Annotated in this window: 14 protein-coding genes; 9 read left to right on the top strand and 5 right to left on the bottom strand. The window is 71.8% G+C overall.

The annotated features are described in order from the left end of the window. Window positions 1–71: 71 nt before the first annotated feature. Window positions 72–974, top strand: coding sequence for a LysR family transcriptional regulator (locus F0L46_RS06230; protein WP_240539889.1), 903 nt, complete (start codon window positions 72–74; stop codon window positions 972–974). Here F0L46_RS06230 and F0L46_RS06235 read toward each other — a convergent pair. After that, entirely contained in the window at window positions 956–2,173 is a 1,218-nt protein-coding gene (locus F0L46_RS06235) for an MFS transporter (protein ID WP_149816189.1), read from the bottom strand. The two genes, F0L46_RS06230 and F0L46_RS06235, sit on opposite strands and share 19 nt — an antisense overlap. Window positions 2,174–2,566: 393 nt before the next feature. Here F0L46_RS06235 and F0L46_RS06240 point away from each other — a divergent pair, with 393 nt between their 5' ends. After that, on the top strand, window positions 2,567–5,422 hold the full coding sequence (locus F0L46_RS06240) for an ATP-binding protein (RefSeq protein ID WP_149816190.1): 2,856 nt from the start codon (window positions 2,567–2,569) through the stop codon (window positions 5,420–5,422). Between the two features lie 182 nt (window positions 5,423–5,604). Here the strand turns inward: F0L46_RS06240 and F0L46_RS06245 are convergent, their stop codons facing one another. Together F0L46_RS06245 and F0L46_RS26055 are read right to left on the bottom strand one after the other, a co-directional pair. Beyond that, a complete protein-coding gene (locus F0L46_RS06245) occupies window positions 5,605–5,913 on the bottom strand; it encodes a hypothetical protein (protein WP_149816191.1) in 309 nt (102 codons plus the stop codon). A gap of 65 nt (window positions 5,914–5,978) precedes the next feature. Further along, window positions 5,979–6,143, bottom strand: coding sequence for a hypothetical protein (locus F0L46_RS26055; RefSeq protein ID WP_188311872.1), 165 nt, complete (start codon window positions 6,141–6,143; stop codon window positions 5,979–5,981). Between the two features lie 105 nt (window positions 6,144–6,248). On the opposite strand from F0L46_RS26055, the gene F0L46_RS06250 reads away from it, so the two are divergent. Then, window positions 6,249–6,719 (top strand): GNAT family N-acetyltransferase, encoded by a 471-nt coding sequence (locus F0L46_RS06250; RefSeq protein ID WP_149816192.1) that lies wholly within the window; start codon window positions 6,249–6,251, stop codon window positions 6,717–6,719. A gap of 4 nt (window positions 6,720–6,723) precedes the next feature. Here F0L46_RS06250 and F0L46_RS06255 read toward each other — a convergent pair whose 3' ends face one another. Beyond that, a complete protein-coding gene (locus tag F0L46_RS06255) occupies window positions 6,724–7,701 on the bottom strand; it encodes a helix-turn-helix transcriptional regulator (protein ID WP_149816193.1) in 978 nt (325 codons plus the stop codon). 674 nt (window positions 7,702–8,375) lie between these two features. On the opposite strand from F0L46_RS06255, the gene F0L46_RS06260 reads away from it, so the two are divergent. Then, the gene (locus tag F0L46_RS06260; protein ID WP_149816194.1) at window positions 8,376–9,017 is read left to right on the top strand and encodes a response regulator transcription factor; all 642 of its coding nucleotides are present in this window, start codon (window positions 8,376–8,378) and stop codon (window positions 9,015–9,017) included. Between the two features lie 158 nt (window positions 9,018–9,175). Further along, window positions 9,176–10,057 carry a response regulator gene (locus F0L46_RS06265; RefSeq protein WP_188311873.1) on the top strand — a complete coding sequence of 294 codons (882 nt, stop codon included), beginning with the start codon at window positions 9,176–9,178 and terminating at the stop codon, window positions 10,055–10,057. Between the two features lie 37 nt (window positions 10,058–10,094). On the opposite strand, the gene F0L46_RS06270 is transcribed toward F0L46_RS06265, so the two are convergent. Beyond that, window positions 10,095–10,577 carry a sigma-70 family RNA polymerase sigma factor gene (locus F0L46_RS06270; protein ID WP_149816196.1) on the bottom strand — a complete coding sequence of 161 codons (483 nt, stop codon included), beginning with the start codon at window positions 10,575–10,577 and terminating at the stop codon, window positions 10,095–10,097. A 283-nt stretch (window positions 10,578–10,860) separates the two neighbouring features. On the opposite strand from F0L46_RS06270, the gene F0L46_RS06275 reads away from it, so the two are divergent. From F0L46_RS06275 to F0L46_RS06290, 4 genes are all read left to right on the top strand, one after another. Next, window positions 10,861–12,204 (top strand): dicarboxylate/amino acid:cation symporter, encoded by a 1,344-nt coding sequence (locus F0L46_RS06275; protein ID WP_149816197.1) that lies wholly within the window; start codon window positions 10,861–10,863, stop codon window positions 12,202–12,204. 115 nt (window positions 12,205–12,319) lie between these two features. Further along, window positions 12,320–13,213, top strand: a complete 894-nt coding sequence (locus F0L46_RS06280) for a helix-turn-helix domain-containing protein (RefSeq protein ID WP_149816198.1) — start codon at window positions 12,320–12,322, stop codon at window positions 13,211–13,213. Between the two features lie 237 nt (window positions 13,214–13,450). Continuing rightward, complete coding sequence (locus F0L46_RS06285; RefSeq protein ID WP_188311874.1) at window positions 13,451–15,739, top strand: ATP-binding protein; 2,289 nt, start codon at window positions 13,451–13,453, stop codon at window positions 15,737–15,739. 217 nt (window positions 15,740–15,956) lie between these two features. Then, a complete protein-coding gene (locus F0L46_RS06290) occupies window positions 15,957–16,934 on the top strand; it encodes an alpha/beta fold hydrolase (RefSeq protein WP_240539890.1) in 978 nt (325 codons plus the stop codon). Window positions 16,935–17,111: the final 177 nt, after the last annotated feature.

Raw genomic sequence — 17,111 nt, forward strand, 5'->3', positions numbered from 1 at the left:
CGGCTCGCGCTGCCGAGCCCGCCGACGCACCGCATTGGGGTCACCTGCCGTCCATGGATCGCCTCGACGCCATGTCAGTCCTGATCGCCGCCGTCGAGGAGGGCAGCCTCTCGGCGGGCGCACGGCGCCTCAACAGCCCCGTCGCCACGGTGAGCCGGAAAGTGTCGGACCTGGAGGGCCTGCTCGGCACGCGCCTTCTCGTCCGCACGAGCCGCCGGCTGGAGCTCACGGAAGCCGGCCGCGACTATATCGAGGCGGCGCGGCGCATCCTGGAGCAGGTCGGCGAGGCGGAGCGGGCGGCCGCCGGGGAATATAACGAGCCTCGGGGCGACCTCGTCGTGACGGCAGCGACCGATTTCGGCCGCCGCCACCTCCGTCCCCTGGCCACGGAGTTCCTCGCGGCCCATCCGAAGATCAACCTGCGCCTGGTGCTCGGCGACCAGAGCCTCAACCTCGTGGAGGAGCATGTCCACGTCGCGATCCGGGTGGGGCATCTGGCGGATTCGTCGCTGCTCGCCTCTCGGGTCGGCTGGGCGGGGCTCGTCGCCTGCGCCAGCCCGGCCTATCTCGCCCGCCGCCCGGCCCCGCGGACGCTGGACGAGCTGCGCGAGCACGACGGCGTGACATTCCGCAGCCTCACGCCCTTCCGGATCTGGACCTTCGAGCGTGACGGGGCGCCCCTCGTCGTGGAGCCCCGGCCGCGGCTCGTGGTGAACGACATGGCGCTCGCGGTCCAGGCCGCCCTCGACGGCGCGGGGATCGTGCGGGCGATCTCCTACAACGTGGCGGACGAGATCGCCTCCGGCGCCCTCGTCCCCGTGCTCCAGGCCTTCGCCCCCAAGCCGACGCCCATCAGCCTCGTCCATCCGGGGGTCGGCCTGGTGCCCTTGAAGGTGCGGGCCTTCTTGACCTGGATGACCCCGCGCCTGCGCGAGCGCCTCGACCGGCCTCTGCCTCACGAGGCGGCGGGCTGAGGCGCGGCGCCGGCGCCCCGCAGGGTCAGGCGGAAGGCCGCGAAGCCCGCCGCCGCCAGGCCGAGCTGCACGGCGAGCATCGGCAGGGCGGAGCCGCTCGGCAGGAGGGCGAGCATCACGCCGCCGCCGGTCGCCCCGGCCATCTGGGCGAAGCCCATGAAGCCCGCCGCCATGCCGGCCCGGTGCGGGTTGGGCAGGACCGCGCCGGCCAGCGTCGCCGGCAGGATGAGGCCGCCGCCCGTGGTCACCACCATCTGCGGGATCACGATGCCGACGAGCGCGAGGCCGGGCACGTGGTGCAGGATGGCCGCGGCGAGCGTGCCGCCCAGCATGAGGACGCCGCCGATGCGCACGACGCGCTCCGCGCCGAGGCGAGGCGTGAGGCCGCGCGCCAGATGGGTGCCGAGCACCAGCCCCGAGACGATCAGGCCGAACAAGAGCCCGTATTCCGCCCTGGTGCGCCCGAGGGTCTCGACGAAGACGAAGGACGAGCCCGCCACGAACGTGAACAGGGTGCCGTAGGAGAACGCTAGGGCCATCGCGTGGGCGCGGTAGGCGCGGCCGTCGAGAAGGTCGCGGTAGCCGGCGGCAAGCGTCGCGAGCCGCCCCGCGCCGGGGTTCGGCGCGGCGTTGCTCTCCCGGTAGAGCGCGACGGTGGCAAACGCCGTCGCCAGGGCGAGGGCGAGGACCACGGCCTGGGCGGCTCGCCAGCCCGCGCCGGTGCCCACCACCAGCCCGCCCACGACGGGGGCGATGGCGATGGTGAGGAGCGTGCCGAACATCATGAGGGCGAGGGCCGGGGCCGCGCCGTCCCGCCACACGTCGCGCACGACGGCGCGGGCCAGGACATAGGCCGCGCAGGCGCCGATGCCCTGGAGCGCCCGCAGCACCGCGAATTCGGGGATGGAGTGGGCGTAGAACAGCCCCGCCGTCGCGGCGAGGTGGAGAGCGAGACCCGCCAAGATGACGCGGCGCCGCCCGAGGCGGTCGGACAGGGGCCCGAACAGGAGCTGTCCCAGGCCGAAGGCCGCCACGAAGGCGCCGAGAGCGACGTGGATGCTGCCTGGGCGGCCGCCGAGGTCGGCTTCGATGGCGGACAGGCTCGGGAGGAGAAGCTGCGTCGAGATCTCGCCGAGCGAGCTCAGCGCCACGAGCAGGACGAGAAGCGCCCGCGACGGGGCTTGGGGATGCGTGGTCATGGATGCCTCCTGGAGGGAACGGCAGGCTGCCTGCCCGCCTCCGTCCGGCCGTCGCCCGCGGCACCGGATGGTCGGCGGCTGCGACATGGGCAAATCTGGGCCCGCCTCCGGCCATCCGGCAGCGTGCGGAACCGCGAGGCATCCTTCCACCGGGCGGGAAGATGGTCGGGCTTTCAGAGCAACCGTCCACGGGAGATCCCTGGCATGGCTGTTGCAAATTCCGGGGCGGCGCGCATGATTGCAGGCTCAGCTCCCCTCCGGATGAGAAGCCGCCATGCGCCCGATCTCGTCATGCTGCCGCCAAGAGGCCGCCCGGGCTCCCCTGGACGGAGCGCGCCGTCTCCGCTCGGCTGGCGGGTCGGGCCGGAGCGGGCGGCAGCTCGGGACCGGCTCATGAACATCTGGCTTGCCGAGAACAAGACCAAGATCTTCCGATTCGGGCCGTTCCACCTCAACACCGCGGAGCGCATCCTCCTCAAGAACGGCGAGCCGGTGGAGATCGGCGCGCGGGCCCTCGACCTCTTGAGGGCGCTCGTCTCGCGCCCGAACCAGAACCTCTCGAAGCGCGAGCTCATCGACGAGGTCTGGCCCGACGTCGTCGTCGAGGAGGGAAGCCTGCGGGTCCATATCGGGGCGCTCCGCAAGGTGCTGGGCGACGGCGAGGACGGAGCGCGCTACATCGCGACCCTCGCGGGACGCGGCTATTGCTTCGTCGCGCCTGTCGCCTTCGGCGAGGCCGAGCCGAAGGCGGCGGCGGAAGCCGCCACGGGCATCCAGCTCCCCGCGCGCCTGGGGCGGATGGTCGGCCGCAACAGCAGCGTCAACACGATCACGGCCCTCCTCGCGGATTCCCGCTTCGTGACGATCGTCGGCTCCGGCGGCGTCGGCAAGACGACGCTCGCCGTGGCGGTCGGCCACGAGATGCTGGATTCGTTCAACGGCGCGGTGGTCTTCGTGGATCTCGGCGCCCTCAACGATCCCGCCTTCGTCGCCCCCTCCGTCGCCTCCGTCCTCGGGCTCTCGGTCCAGTCCGACGACCCGACCCCGAGCCTCATCGCCTACCTCAAGGACAAGCGGATCTTCCTCGTGCTCGACAATTGCGAGCACGTCGTCGAGGCCGCCGCCACCCTCGCCATGCGGATCTTCATGGCCGCGCCGCAGGTCCACATCCTGGCAACGAGCCGGGAGGCGCTGCGGGTCGAGGGGGAACAGGTCTACAAGCTGATGCCCCTGACCGTGCCGCCGGACGATCCAGGCATCACGGCCGACACCGCGATGACCTATTCGGCGGTGCAGCTCTTCGTGGAGCGTGCGGCAGCGAGCGGCGCTAAGCTCAGCTTCACCGACGTCGAGGCTCCCGTCGTCGCGAGCATCTGCCGGAAGGTGGACGGGCTCGCCCTCGCGTTGGAGCTTGCGGCAGGGCGCGTGGGCACCTATGGCCTGCAACAGACCCTGGCGCTCCTCGACCAGCGGCTCACCATGCTCTGGCTCGGCCAGCGGACGGCCCCGCCGCGCCAGAAGACGCTGCGCGCCCTCCTCGACTGGAGCTACGAGCTCCTCTCGGACGTCGAGCGGGTGGTGCTGCGCCGGCTCGCCGTGTTCGTCGGCCCGTTCACCATCGATGCCGCCATGGCCGTCGTGACGTCCCCGTCCATCGACGAGGCCCTGGTCTTCGCGGCGCTGGACAGCCTCGTGAACAAGTCCATGCTGACCACCAATCCGGTCGGCACGACGCTGCGTTACCGGCTCTCCGAGACCACCCGGGCCTATGCCCTCGAGATCGCCGCCGACGACGCCGAGCTCGCCGGCCTCGCGGCGCGCCACGCGAGCTATTACAGCGAATGGCTCGAGCGGACGGGCGCCGAGTGGCCGAGCCTGTCGAGCGTGCCCGAGCGGGTGTCGCTCCTCTCCGATCTCGGCAACACGCGCGCGGGGCTCGAATGGTGCTTCGGCCCCAAGGGGGACGGCGCCATCGGCATTCGGCTCGCCGCCTCGGCCGCGCCCCTGTTCCTCGCGCTCTCGCTGCTCACCGAGTGCCTGCGCTGGTCGGAGCGGGCGCTGCTCGCCTACAATGGCGGCGAGCGGGAGGAGATGCAGCTCCAGGCGGCCTTCGGGATGTCGCTGATGTTCACCCGCGGCAACGGCGAGATCGCCCGCGTCGCCCTCACGAAAAGCCTCGCGATCGCGCAGCGGCGCGACGACGTCATGGGCGAGCTGCGCTCCTTGAGCCTGCTGCACATGTATTACCGCCGCATCGGCGACTACCGGGCCGCGCTGGACTGCGCCGAGCGCAGCGTCGAGCGAAGCTCCGTCCTGGCGGGTCTCGCCGAGAAGGCGCCCGCTATCGCGCTTGCCCACTCGCTCCTGGGGGTGTCCCTCTACCATATCGGCGATCTCAGCGGCGCGCGCGCGGAGCTGGAGCGGGCGCTGGAGCTCCAGCAGGGCACGCACTGGAGCAGCACCTTCCTGCTGGGCTATGACCATTACAGCCTCGCCACCTCGATCCTGGCGCGGACCCTCTGGCTGCTCGGCTACCCGCTCCAGGCCGTGGACCTCGCCCGCGAGACCCTGCGCCAATCGGCGCGGATGGATCACCCGGTCACGATGTCGATCACCCTGACCTGGGCCCTCTCCGTCTTTCTCTGGACCGGGGACCTGCGCAGCGCCGACGAGCTGTTCCGCAAGTCGATCGCGCATTCCGAGGCCCATTCGCTGACCCCGAACGTCATGCAGGGGCGCGGCTTCCGGGGCGAGCTGGCGCTGCGGCACGGCGACCTCGCGGCGGGGATCAAGCACCTCCAGGACTGCCTGAAGGAGCTGCGCGCCACCCGCTACGAGCTCCTCGCCACGCCCTTCAGCATCTCGCTCGGGCAGGGCCTCGTCCAGGCCGATCGCGCGCCCGAGGCGCTGGCCCTCATGGACGAGGCGATCGAACTCATCAAGACCACGGGCGAGCTCGTCTACATGCCGGAGCTGCTGCGGGTGAAGGCGCGAGCGCTGCGCGCGCTCAAGGCCGCCGACCTCAAGAGCGCCGAGGCGTATCTCATGCAGGCGATCGAGTGGAGCCGCCGCCAGGGAAGCCGGTCCTGGGAGCTGCGCGCGGCGACCGAGCTTGCCGCCATGTGGGCCGACGAGGGCAGGGCCGACGCGGCCCGCGACGTTCTGGAGCCCCTGCACGCAGCCTTCGGCGAGGGCGGCGAGACCGCCGACCTCCAGGCCGCGGCATCGCTTCTCGCCCGGATCGCCTGACGGTTATGTGAGGCCTGGGACGGGGGTCGGACCTGCCGGGATCGCGGCATGGAAAAACCCGGCGGCGCACATCGCAGCCGCCGGGCCAAGTCGGCAGAAAGAGGAGAACGCCCGACCTCGGGCTTCATCAAGGTGCGCCCGTATGGTTAACCGATGGTTAACGCCGGACGACGAACGGTGCCCTACCGACGCCGCCCCGGCCGGGCGGCGGGCGCGACGGGAGCCGGCGGGTCCTCCTGGGCCACCGCGAGCGGCGGCACCGCATTCGCGGCGCGCAGGCGCTCGAAGGCGAGGACGTTCTCGCGCGCGGCCCGCATCGCGGCCTCGGCCCGCCCGTCCTGGAGCCGCCGGGGCTGCTCCTCCATGAAGACCGCATTGCGCCAGATGAAATAGCCGCGCCCCGGCGGGCTCGGCGGTACCTGCTGCTCCTGCCCGAACGCGACGTCGCCGGTGCCGAGCAGCACGAGAGCGACCAGACCGAACTTACGCATGAGGGACCTCCCGCCGGCGACGGACGCCCGTGCACCGATATCGGAAGCGTGCCCCCGCCCCCGGCTCACGTCTTGAGCGCAATTGCGCGGCTTCGCTCGATCTTGAGCCAAAGGGGCGAGCGGCCGGGCGGCTTTCCGGAAATCGGCGGGCTGCCTTCCGGATTTTCCGGCTGCCGCGAGAAGACCCCGGGGATCAGCATGGCTGTGCTGCGGGCCGGAGAACGCGCCATGACCGATCCCCTCCATCGTTACCCGTCCGAGCTGATCGAGAGAGTGGATCTGGGCGGGAGGCGCCGCCTGACGATCCGGCCGATCCTGCCGGGGATGCGCCCGGGGTGCAGGCCTTCGTCCGGGATCTCTCGCCGGGATCGCGCCGCAACCGGTTCTTCCGCACCTTGCACGAGCTGCCCCAGCCCCTCCTGGAAGCGCTCACGCGGATCGACTACCGCACGCACATGGCGCTCGTCGCGGAGGTCTGCGACGGGGGTGCTGGAACCGTGGTCGCCGAAGGGCGGTACGTGATCGATGCGGGCGGCGGCTCGGCCGAGGTCGCCCTGACGGTCGGCGACGGCTGGCAGGGATTGGGCCTCGGCGGTCTCCTGCTCGCACGGCTGGTCGCGCATGCGCGGGCGCAGGGGCTGCGGCGCCTCCACGGACAGGTCCTGCCCGCGAACCGCGCGATGGCGGCTCTTGCCCGCAAGAGCGGCTTCACGATCGGGCGGGATCCATCCGATCCCGGCATCCTGCGCATAGAACGAGCGCTCCAAGGAGCGCCCGCGTCCACCAGGCCCTTGCAGGCGGCGTAAGCTTTCAGAGCCGCGAGCGGAGCCACGCGCGCGGGCTGATGTTCTCGTTCTTGCTGAAGGTGCGGGTGAAGTGCGACTGGTCCGAGAAGCCCACCTCGAGGGCGATCTCGCTCAGCGACAGCTTGCCGGCCAGAAGGTGCTCCTTCGCGCGCTCGACCCGGGCGTTGATCAGCCACTTGTGCGGCGGCAGGCCCGTGGTCTCCTTGAAGCCGCGGCAGAAGTGGGACTTCGAGAGCCCGACGCCGCCGGCAAGCTGGGCGAGGTCGATGTCGGAGCCGAGGTTCTCGACGATGAAGTCGATCGTGCGCCGGACCTGCCAGGCCGCGAGCCCACCCCGCGCCCGCCCGGGAGCGTGCTCCGTCCCGCCCGCAAGGGCCGAGAGGAAGGCCAGCATGATGCTGTCCCGGAACAGGCGGTCGTGGGCCGCCGTGCCGTTGCACTCGTCCGCGATCATCCGCGCCAGGCTCACGGCGCGCGGGTCGGCGCTCATGAGACGAGGCGCGAGGGCGCGGCCGATGTCGAGGGCATCGCCCAGGGCGTCCTCCAGCCCCGCTTCGTCGAGCTGGACGATGAGATGGCGCAGGAAGCTCAGCTTTGATGCCGCGCCCGACACCTCCACGCCCGCCGGCACCACGCTGACGCCGCCCGTCGTCGCGGCCGGCGCGCGCCGCAGCACCGCCTCGCCGCGAAGCGCGAACGGGCCGCCCACCTCCTCGACCGCCACGAGGATCCGCGCGCAGTCCGCCGTGAGGGCCGCGCGCACCTCGCCGGCGGCGCGCACCTGGGCGACGATCACGGTCGCCTGGTTCCAGGCCTCGTGCTCGATCGTGACGGAGCGTGCCCCGGCATAGTCGGGCAGAGCCGGACCGCGCCAGGCGCCCCGGGGGGCGTGAGCCTCGCCGGGGTGCCTCAGCGCGAGCTGGCCGGCCACGAAACCCGGCATCCGGGTGCGGGCGTTCTGAAGATTCGCTGAGAGCTGCATGGTCGACCCCAGGGCTAGATTCCACGCCATCACTGTGCGGTTTCCACGGCCCGTGAGCCCGTTCGAGCTTGCAAGACGGTGCGAGATGGTGCGCGCCGGCGTGGGCTCAGGTGCCGCCGCGCCGGGCTTTGCGCCTGCCCTCCCTTATGCTGAGAGCCTGACCCGGGACGGTCCGCACCTGTCCCCCTCATGCTGAGGTGCCCTGCGTGAGCCGGGCCTCGAAGCACGCACCACAGGCGTGAGCCGGAGGGAGATCCCTGGAGCGCCCTTCGAGGCTCGCTCCGCTCGCGCCTCAGGACGAGGGGGGGGAGTGGGCCTTCTCGCCGGGCCGGTCCCGGAGCTGTCCGGCGAGACGGCCCAGGGCCCGTGAGACGGCGTGAGACGGGGCAAGCGGCGACGATGTTGTTGACCTTAGCCCACCGAAATCCCGGCGGGCCCGAATGGCGCAAGATCCGTCTATCGTTCGGCACATCGCTCCCCTAGGCTCGACAGGCCGGCGTTCTCGGGGGAGCGGATCGATGGCGGGCATCATGTGGAGGGTCGTCGGCTCGGCGACCGGCCCCTTGCTCCGCCTCCTCACCCCTCCGGTCGGGCGCCGGCGATCCGGGCTCCACACCCCCATGGCGGCCCGGCCGTGAGCGCTCGCCCCCCTTCCCTCGCAGGACTCTCCCGCCTTGCCCGCCTCGCCTGACCAGACCCCGCCCGCGACCGTCGTCGTGATCGACGACGACGGCCATGTCCGGGAGGCCCTCGGCGGCCTCTTCCGCTCCGTGGGCCTGCGGGTGGAGGTCTTCGCCTCGGTGCGGGACTATACGTCGAGCGCGGTCGTCGACGCTCCCGGATGCCTCGTCCTCGACGTGCGTCTTCCGGGCCAGAGCGGCCTCGACTTCTTCGACGAGCGGCGGGGATCGGGCTCGCTTCCGCCCGTGATCTTCATCAGCGGCCATGCCGACGTGCAGATGTCGGTACGTGCCATCAAGGCCGGCGCGATCGATTTCTTCACGAAGCCCGTGCGCGACCAGGATCTCCTCGACGCCGTCCAGATCGCGATCGAGCGGGACCGCGCCCGCCGGGACGAGGCGCGGCGCACGGCCGAGGTGCGGGCAGGCCATGCGAGCCTCACGCCGCGCGAGCGCGAGATCATGGGGCTCGTCGTGTCGGGGCTGCGCAACAAGCAGATCGCGGCGGCCTGCGGCCTCACCGAGGCCTCGGTCAAGTTCCACCGCGGCCATCTCATGCGCAAGATGGGAGCCGAATCCCTCGTCGACCTGGTGCGCATGTCGGACCTGCTGAAGGCCGGCTCGCCGGGGGAGTGACCCCGGCCCGGCGCGGCCGGTACACCTTCGTTCAAGCGACCTCGACCAAAGTCGGGCCGGCCTCGACCGTGGTCTGAGAGCCCCCACCCCTTTGCAGGATGGATCGCGACGGGATCCCTCGGGTAACCTGCAGGCAAGCGGGACAGGGGAGAAGCCCTATGAGTGCGAACGCGATGGCGGACGAAGCCGACGCACCCCCGGCCGGTGATGTCAGCGAGGCGCGCCCCCAGACCCGGTTCCGCGGCTTCGAGCTCGTGATGGGATCGCGGGTCCTGCTGCGCGACGGGGTGCCGGTCGAGATCGGCAGCCGGGCCTTCGACCTGCTCGCGGTGCTCCTGCTCGCGCGCGGCACCATCGTGACGAAGGACGAGATCTTCCGGAACGTCTGGCCGCGCATGGTCGTGGAGGAGAGCAACCTGCGCTTCCAGATGGCCTGCCTGCGCAAGGTGCTGGGGCCCGACCGCGACGTCATCAAGACCGTCCCGGGGCGCGGCTATCTGCTCGCCGACGAGGCCGCGCCCGCCGAGACCCGCCGTCCCTTCCCCGGCGGCATGCCGCTCCTCGCCCTACCTGACGTCGCCCCCGCCAGGGCGACGCCGGCCGAACGGCCCGTGCCCATGGCTCACCCGTCCGCCGGCGAGGCGCCGGAGGTAGTGCTCATCGAGGACGATCCCGATAGCCGCGACTCCCTCCAGAGCCTCCTGCGCTCGGCGGGGCTGAGCGTCGCTCCGTTCGGCTCGGTCCGCGCCTTCCTGGAGGGCGCGAGCCCCGCCCCGCCGCGCTGCGTGATCCTGGACGTGTGGCTGCCCGAGCGGAGCGGCCTGGAGTTCCAGGCCGACCTCATCCGGGCCGGGCTCCAGGTGCCGCTGATCTTCATCAGCGGCCATGCCGACGTCCATATGTCGGTTCGTGCCATGAAGGCCGGCGCCCTCGAGTTCCTGGTGAAGCCCGTGCGCCACCAGGAGCTTCTCGACGCGGTCCGGTCCGCCATCGCGGCGCCCGCCGGAGGAGCGTGGGACCTTGAGCGGCTCAGCGTCTGACCGCGGGCCCGCGGCCCGCGGCAACCCGCGCGCCGTCTCATCCCATCAGGGCCGAGAGCTGGTGTCGGGCGCGGTGGACGCGGCTCTTGATCGTGCCCGTCACGACGCCTGCGCGCTCGGCGGCCTCCGCATAGCTGTGCCCCTCGCCCCCGAGCAGCATGAGCACCTCCCGCTGCTCCGAGCTGAGCCGGTCGAGGGCGTACTGGAGCGAGAGGCGCACGACGACGGCCTCCTGCGGCGCCGGGATCTCCATCCGGTCGGCGAAGACCCCGTCGGGATCGTCCACCTCGTGCCGGCGGCGGCGGTGGCCGCCGATGAACGAGTTGCGCAGGATCGTGAAGAGCCAGGCCTCCAGCTTCGTGCCGGGCGAGAACTGGTGTCGCGCCGCCCAGGCCTTGAGGGCCGTCTCCTGGACGAGATCGTCGGCAGCGTCCGCGTCGCGCGTCAGCGAGCGGGCATAGGCCTTCAGGGCCGGCAGGGCGGCCACGAGCCCGGCTCCGAGAGAGGCGTCGTGGGTCATGGTGCTCGTCCTCCGGGTCCGGGGCGCCCCTCGGGCGAACCCATGGGGCGGGGTGCGGCCGTCGCCAGCCTTGTGGGGACTGTCGCCCGGCTGGGCCGCCCGCGATTGCTCGCGCTTGCTGCGGGTTTCCCGGCACGACGACAGGAACGGCGGCGTGGGGGCCGTCCGCCGCTCGGTCGTGCGAACCCGACAAGGCGGATCTTCATCGGGGACTTCGACGGGGTGACATTGCGGCTTCGGTCGGCCGGCTCGGCGGACCGTTCGATGCCGCGAGGAGCTGCCCATGCACCCCGAACCACAGCCACCCGGCGCCCCCCGTCCGACCCCCTGGTACGGGGTCCTCTACGTGCAGGTGCTCGCGGCGATCGTCGCGGGCGTCGCGGTGGGCTACGCCTATCCGGGCCTCGGTGCCGCCCTCAAGCCGCTGGGCGACGCCTTTATCGGGCTCATCAAGATGATGATCGCGCCCGTGATCTTCTGCACGGTCGTGCACGGCATCGCGTCCATGAGCGACCTCAAGAGCGTCGGGCGGGTCGGGCTGAAGGCGCTGGTCTATTTCGAGGTGGTCTCGACGGCGGCCCTCGCGATCGGGCTCGTGGTCGGGCGGACGGTCCGGCCTGGCGCCGGGTTCGACATCGACGCCACGGCCCTCGACCCGCGTGCGGTGGAGAGCTACGTGCGCCGGGCCGGCGAGGGTTCGTTCGTCGACCACCTCATGGCCATCGTGCCCTCCACCTTCGTCGATGCCTTCGCCAAGGGCGACCTCCTGCAGGTCCTGCTGGTATCGGTCCTCTCGGGCGTCGCGGTCTCCCGGATGGGCGCTCCCGGGCAGCGCATCGCGGCAGCCGTCGACCTCGCGGGGCAGATGTTCTTCCGCATCATCGGCCTCATCGTCCGGCTCGCCCCCATCGGGGCGTTCGGCGCGATGGCGTTCACGGTGGGGGCCTATGGCCTGGGCTCGCTGTGGAACCTCGTCCAGCTCGTGGCGACGTTCTACCTGACGAGCGCGATCTTTGTGCTCCTGGTCCTCGGCAGCATCGCGCGGCTCAACGGCTTCTCGATCCTGCGGCTCGTCCGTTACATCGGGGACGAGCTCCTCATCGTTCTCGGCACCTCGTCCTCCGAGACCGTCCTGCCGCACATGATCCAGAAGCTCCAGACGCTCGGCGCGTCGCCGTCGGTGGTCGGGCTCGTCGTGCCGACCGGCTACTCGTTCAACCTCGACGGCACGAACATCTACATCACCCTTGCGGTGCTCTTCCTGGCGCAGGCCACGAACACGCCGCTGACGCTAACCCAGGAGCTCACGATCCTGGCCGTCGCGATGCTCACCTCCAAGGGGGCGTCGGGGGTGACGGGAGCCGGCTTCGTCACCCTCGCCGCGACCCTCTCGATCGTACCCGACATCCCGATCCAGGCCCTCGCGATCCTGGTCGGCATCGACAAGTTCATGAGCGAGTGCCGCGCCCTGACGAACCTCGTCGGCAACGCGGTCGCGACCCTCGTCGTGGCGCGCTGGGAGGGGGCGCTCGACGCCGGGCGCCTGACCCGCGAGCTGGCCGGAGGGCCCGGGCGCGGGACGACCGACGCGGCGCCGATGGCAGGCGCCCGGGGGCTCCCCTCTTGAGCCCCGCAAGGCCCGTGCAATCCGGAGCTTTCGGGCGGTTTCCAGCAACGATCTCCAATCGCGCGGGCGGACCCGTCAGCATCATTCCCCGCATCCTTACGACCGGGAGCCCTCCGTGACCGTCAACGTTCAACCCGCAAGCCTCTGGACCGGGCAACCGCTCACCCCGCAGCCGAGCCCCGGCGGCGACGCGAGCGAGCGGACGATCCCAGGCCTCGCGCGGATCCGGCGCGCCCGGGGCCCGGCGGGCCCCCATGCCCTCCCCGCCTCCCCGGAGCCGACGCTGCTCCTCACCCGCGGACGGCTGGCCCAGGGCACCATGCGCAGCGGCGGCGCGGCTCGCCCGTTCACGCTGGCGCCGGGACAGGTTCTCGTCCTGCCGCCGGGTCCGGCCGCGGAGATGCGGCTCGACCAGGAGCACGATCTCCTGGTGCTCACGATCGATCCTGCCGGGCCAGCCGGAGCGTCGCCCCTGACGGGCGATCTGGACGGCCTGGGGCTCGGCGCCCGCACGAGCCCGCTCATCACGGCTCTTTGCGAAAGCCTCTGGGCGGAGCGCGACGACACGCCCGACGGCGGTTTCGACCGCAGCCGCGTCGCGACCCTCCGGCACGAGCTCGCCCGCCTGTCGCGCGCGGCCCCGGCGCGGTCGACGGGAGGGCTGGCGCCCTGGGCGCTGCGCCGGGTGATGGCCCACATCGACGCCTCCGTCTCCGACGCCCTCACCCTCGACGAGCTCGCCGGGGTGGCGCGGCTCTCGACCTATCATTTCGCGCGCGCCTTCAAGGCCTCGACGGGACTGCCGCCCCATCGCTGGATCCAGATGCGGCGCATCGAGCGCGCCAAGGAGCTCCTGGCCGGACGCGGCATGCGAGTCGTGGATGTGGCGGCGGCGGTGGGCTACGAGAATCCCAGCCGCTTCGCAAAGCTGTTTCACCGCGAGACGGGCCTCTCGCCGCGCGCATTCGGCCGCCGGTCGGAGCCGGCCGCCGCGCGCTCGGCAAGTTGAACGTAGTCGAGCTGTGGTTTTCCTTCCGTAACGTCATGTTCGTATCAGCAACCTACGGCGACGGTTGTCTTCCAGGTGTCGCGATCGACCTGCGACGAGCCTCGTTCGTTCCGTAAACACATCACCCGCGCGTGTTTACTGCCTGCGGCATGACGTTCACCGCCGTGCCAAGCGCTTGTGTCCTCCCGCCCCCGGGCTATGATCCTGCGACTCGTACCCGAGGCGAAGGCGGGCCTGATGAACCTGGTCGGATGGGCGATCACGCGTCTGCACGACGACGAGATCGTCACCTACAGGGCGTGGAACCCGTTCCTCGGCCAATCCGTCCTCATGCGCGCCCCTGGCAGGGACGGGCTGGACGAGGGCGTCGCCGAGACGCTCCGGCGGGAGCACGCGCTGGCCGATCGCCTGGAGCCGGACTGGGCGGCGCGCCCGCTGCGGATGATCCGGCACGAGGAGCGGCCCGCCCTCCTTCTCTCCGATCCCGGCGGTGCCGTCCTGGCCGCGGCGGTCGCGAGCCCGCTTGCCGTCGACCGCGTTCTGCGGCTGGGCGAGAGCCTGTCGGACGCGATCCGGCGGGCGCATGAAGCGGGTCTCGTCCATGGCGACATCCGGCCGGCCAACGTTCTCGTCACCGATGGGGACCGTTGCCGGCTCACCGGCTTCGGCCGCGCCCGACCGCGCCTGACCGGCGAGACCGGGGGAGCGGCGCGCGACGCGGACCCGCGCGACGACCTCCATGCGCTCGGGTCTCTTCTCTACGCGCTCGTGACCGGGACATCTCCCACGCCCGGCCGCCCGGCCCGACCTGGCGAGCGGGCGGAGGGCGTCCCGGCCCGGCTCGACGAGACGATCCTCCGGCTTCTCGCGCCGGATCCCGCTCATCGCCACGCCTCCGCCGAGCAGGTGGTCGCGGATCTCAGCGCCTGCGCGGCCGACCTCGGGTCGCGGCGCGGATCTCCAGCCGTGCGCCCCGCCGGCGATCGGGCGCGGCTCCTCGAGGCCGTTCGGATCCTCTCGCGGCAGCTCACCCCGGAGGACGTCGGCAGGACCCTCGTGCGCCTTGGCATCGATCTAGCCGGCGCCTCGTCGGGAACGCTCGTTCTCCTTGCGCACGAGCCGCATGTCGCAGCGGCGAGCGGCACCGGACCGTCAGGAGCCGCGCTTACGGAGCGCTTGGGCGCGGTCGTTCGCGAGGTGGCGGGGGCGGGTCGCGCGCTCGTCCTGGGCCCCTCCCCCGCCCTCGTCTTGGGGGTTCCCTTGATCGAGGAGGAGAGCCCCGTCGGCGTCCTGTGCCTCACCTTCGCTCCGGGGGCCGCGCCCCCGGGCATGGACATGATCGAGGCCGTCGCCGCGCTGGCGGCCCAGGGCGCCACCTCGCTCGCGACCGCGCGCCGCCACATGGATGTGGTGCTCCGGGAGGCCCTCTTGAGCGAGGGCGAGCACCTGAGCCACGCGGGCAGCTGGTGCATGCACCTCGCCTCGGGGCGGCTCACCTGGTCGCCGGAGCACTTCCGGATCCTCGGCATGGAGCCTGACCCGGCCGGCTCCACGCGGCTCGACTGGTTCCTCGAAAGGGTGCACCCGGACGACCGCCAGCGTTGCGACGAGCTCTTCGCGGCGGCCGTTCGCGACCGGCGCGTCTTCGAGCTCGACTACCGCGTCAAGTCGCTCGACGGGCAGATCAGGCACGTCCACGGCTCCGGCCGGCCGCTCTACGATTCCGCGGGCGAGGTTCACTACTATATCGGCATGCTGATGGACGTGACCCGCCGGAAGCTCGCGGAGGACCGTTTCCAGCAGGCCCAGGCCGAGCTCGCCCACGTCAACCGCATCGCCATGCTGGGCGAGCTGGTGGCCTCGATCGCCCACGAGGTGAGCCAGCCCATCGGTGCGGGATCCACGAATTGCGAGGCGGCGCTGCGCTGGCTCCAGCGCGCGGAGCCCGATCTCGTCGAGGTCGAGAACGCCATCCGGCGCGCCATCCAGAACGGGCGCCGGGCGGGAGACGTGCTCAACCGGCTGCGGGCGCTCGTACGCAACAGCCCGCCCGAGCTCGTCGCCCTCGACCTCAACGCGGTGGTTCACGAGGCCTTGCCCGTGATCCAGCAGGAGCTGTCCCGCCGCGAGGTCACCCTCGAGCTGGGGCTCGCGCCGGACGCCCTCGAGGTGGCCGGGGACGCGATCCAGCTGCAGCAGGTGATGATCAACCTCGTGGTCAACGCCGCGCAGGCGATGGAGACGATGCGCGATCGCCGCCGCGTGGTGAAGCTCACCACGCTCGCGGGCGAGGGCGACCACGCCCGCCTCGTGGTTCGCGACACGGGACCGGGCCTCGACGCCGAGACCCGGGAGCGCCTGTTCAGCGCCTTCTTCACGACGAAGCCGAACGGGCTGGGCGTCGGCCTCTCGATCTGCCGCTCGATCATCGAGAGCCACGCCGGCACGATTCGCGCCCTCCCGGCGGAGGGCGGCGGGGCCGTCTTCGAGGTCAGCCTCCCGCGCCTGCGGGGCGCCAGGGCCTGAGCGGCGGCGCGGCTTTAACAAATGCCGGAAGCCCGGCACGCGCCTCGAAATCCTGATTTTCCTTACGACGTAATGGGTTGGCCAGTGGCGAAGCGTTCACCTCAAGCGGGCGAGCCGGGAGCTTTACAGGTTTTTACGACGTTTAATTCCGTGGTGGCGGTGGGCGGTGCGAAGCTGAATGCGTCGAGATCGATTCCTCGATGTTTGAGGCAGACCCATGTCCCCCGTCGCCAGCGCCGCTCCTCCGACGTCCGCTGGGCCAAGCCAGGCCCGCGCTCGCCAGCGCCGCCTGTCCATCCCGGCCGGGCGCCCGTATTCCTTCGCGCTCCCGATGCTGCCGCCCCGCGCGCCGCGGATCGGAACCGATCGCCCCGCCGGGTCACGCTCGCTCATGCTGCGGGACGGGGCCGCCATCCACGTGAAGGATTGGGGAACGGGACGGCCCGTGGTGTTCAGCCATGCCTGGCCGCTGTCCTCGGACGCGTTCGACCCGCAGATGCGCTTCCTCGCCGCGCGGGGCCTGCGCTGCGTGGCGCATGACCGGCGCGGCCACGGCCGCTCGAGCAGGACCCTCGCCGGGCACGACATGGACACCTACGCGGACGACCTGCACGAGCTGCTCAAGGCCTACGACCTGCGCGACGCCATCCTCGTCGGGCACGGCGCGGGCGGCGGCGAGGTGGTGCGCTATCTCGGCCGCTACGGATCGGAGCGCGTCTCCAAGGTCGCGCTGATCGGCGCCATCCCGCCGCTGATGCTGCGGACGAAGGACAACCCGGAGGGCACGCCCATCGAGACCTTCGACCGCATGCGCGAATCGATGCTCACGGACCGGGCCGGCTTCTTCCGGGACTTCGCCGCCACGTTCTTCGGCTGCGAGCGCGAGGGCGCCGACGCGGCGACGCGCGAGGCCTTCGTCGACCAGGGCATGCGCACGGGCCTCACCGCCGCCTATTTCGGGATCTCGGCCCTCTCGGAGACCGACCTCACGGACGATCTGCGGCGGGTCGACGTGCCGGCCCTCGTGATCCACGGCGGCGACGACCGCTTCGTGCCCGTCGAGGCCTCGGCCCTGAAGGCGGCACGGCTGATCCGCAACACGACCCTCAAGATCTACCAGGGCGCCTCCCACGGCCTGTGCGCCACGCACACCGACTGGGTGAACGAGGACCTCCTGGATTTCATCACGGGTTAGCGGCACGCGTGCCTCCCCTCTCCAGGATGGGAAAGGGGCCGGGGTGAGGGCGGCCAACTCCGACCAGCCGTCTCGACGCCTCCGCTTGTCATGGCCGGGCTGGACCCGGCCACCCAATCGCACCCCGAGCCTGGGCCCCGGGGTCAAGCCCGGGGGTGACCGGTAGTGCGGCGGCCG

The sequence above is a fragment of the Salinarimonas soli genome (assembly GCF_008386575.1).
In the GTDB taxonomy this organism is placed as follows: Bacteria; Pseudomonadota; Alphaproteobacteria; order Rhizobiales; family Beijerinckiaceae; genus Salinarimonas_A; species Salinarimonas_A soli.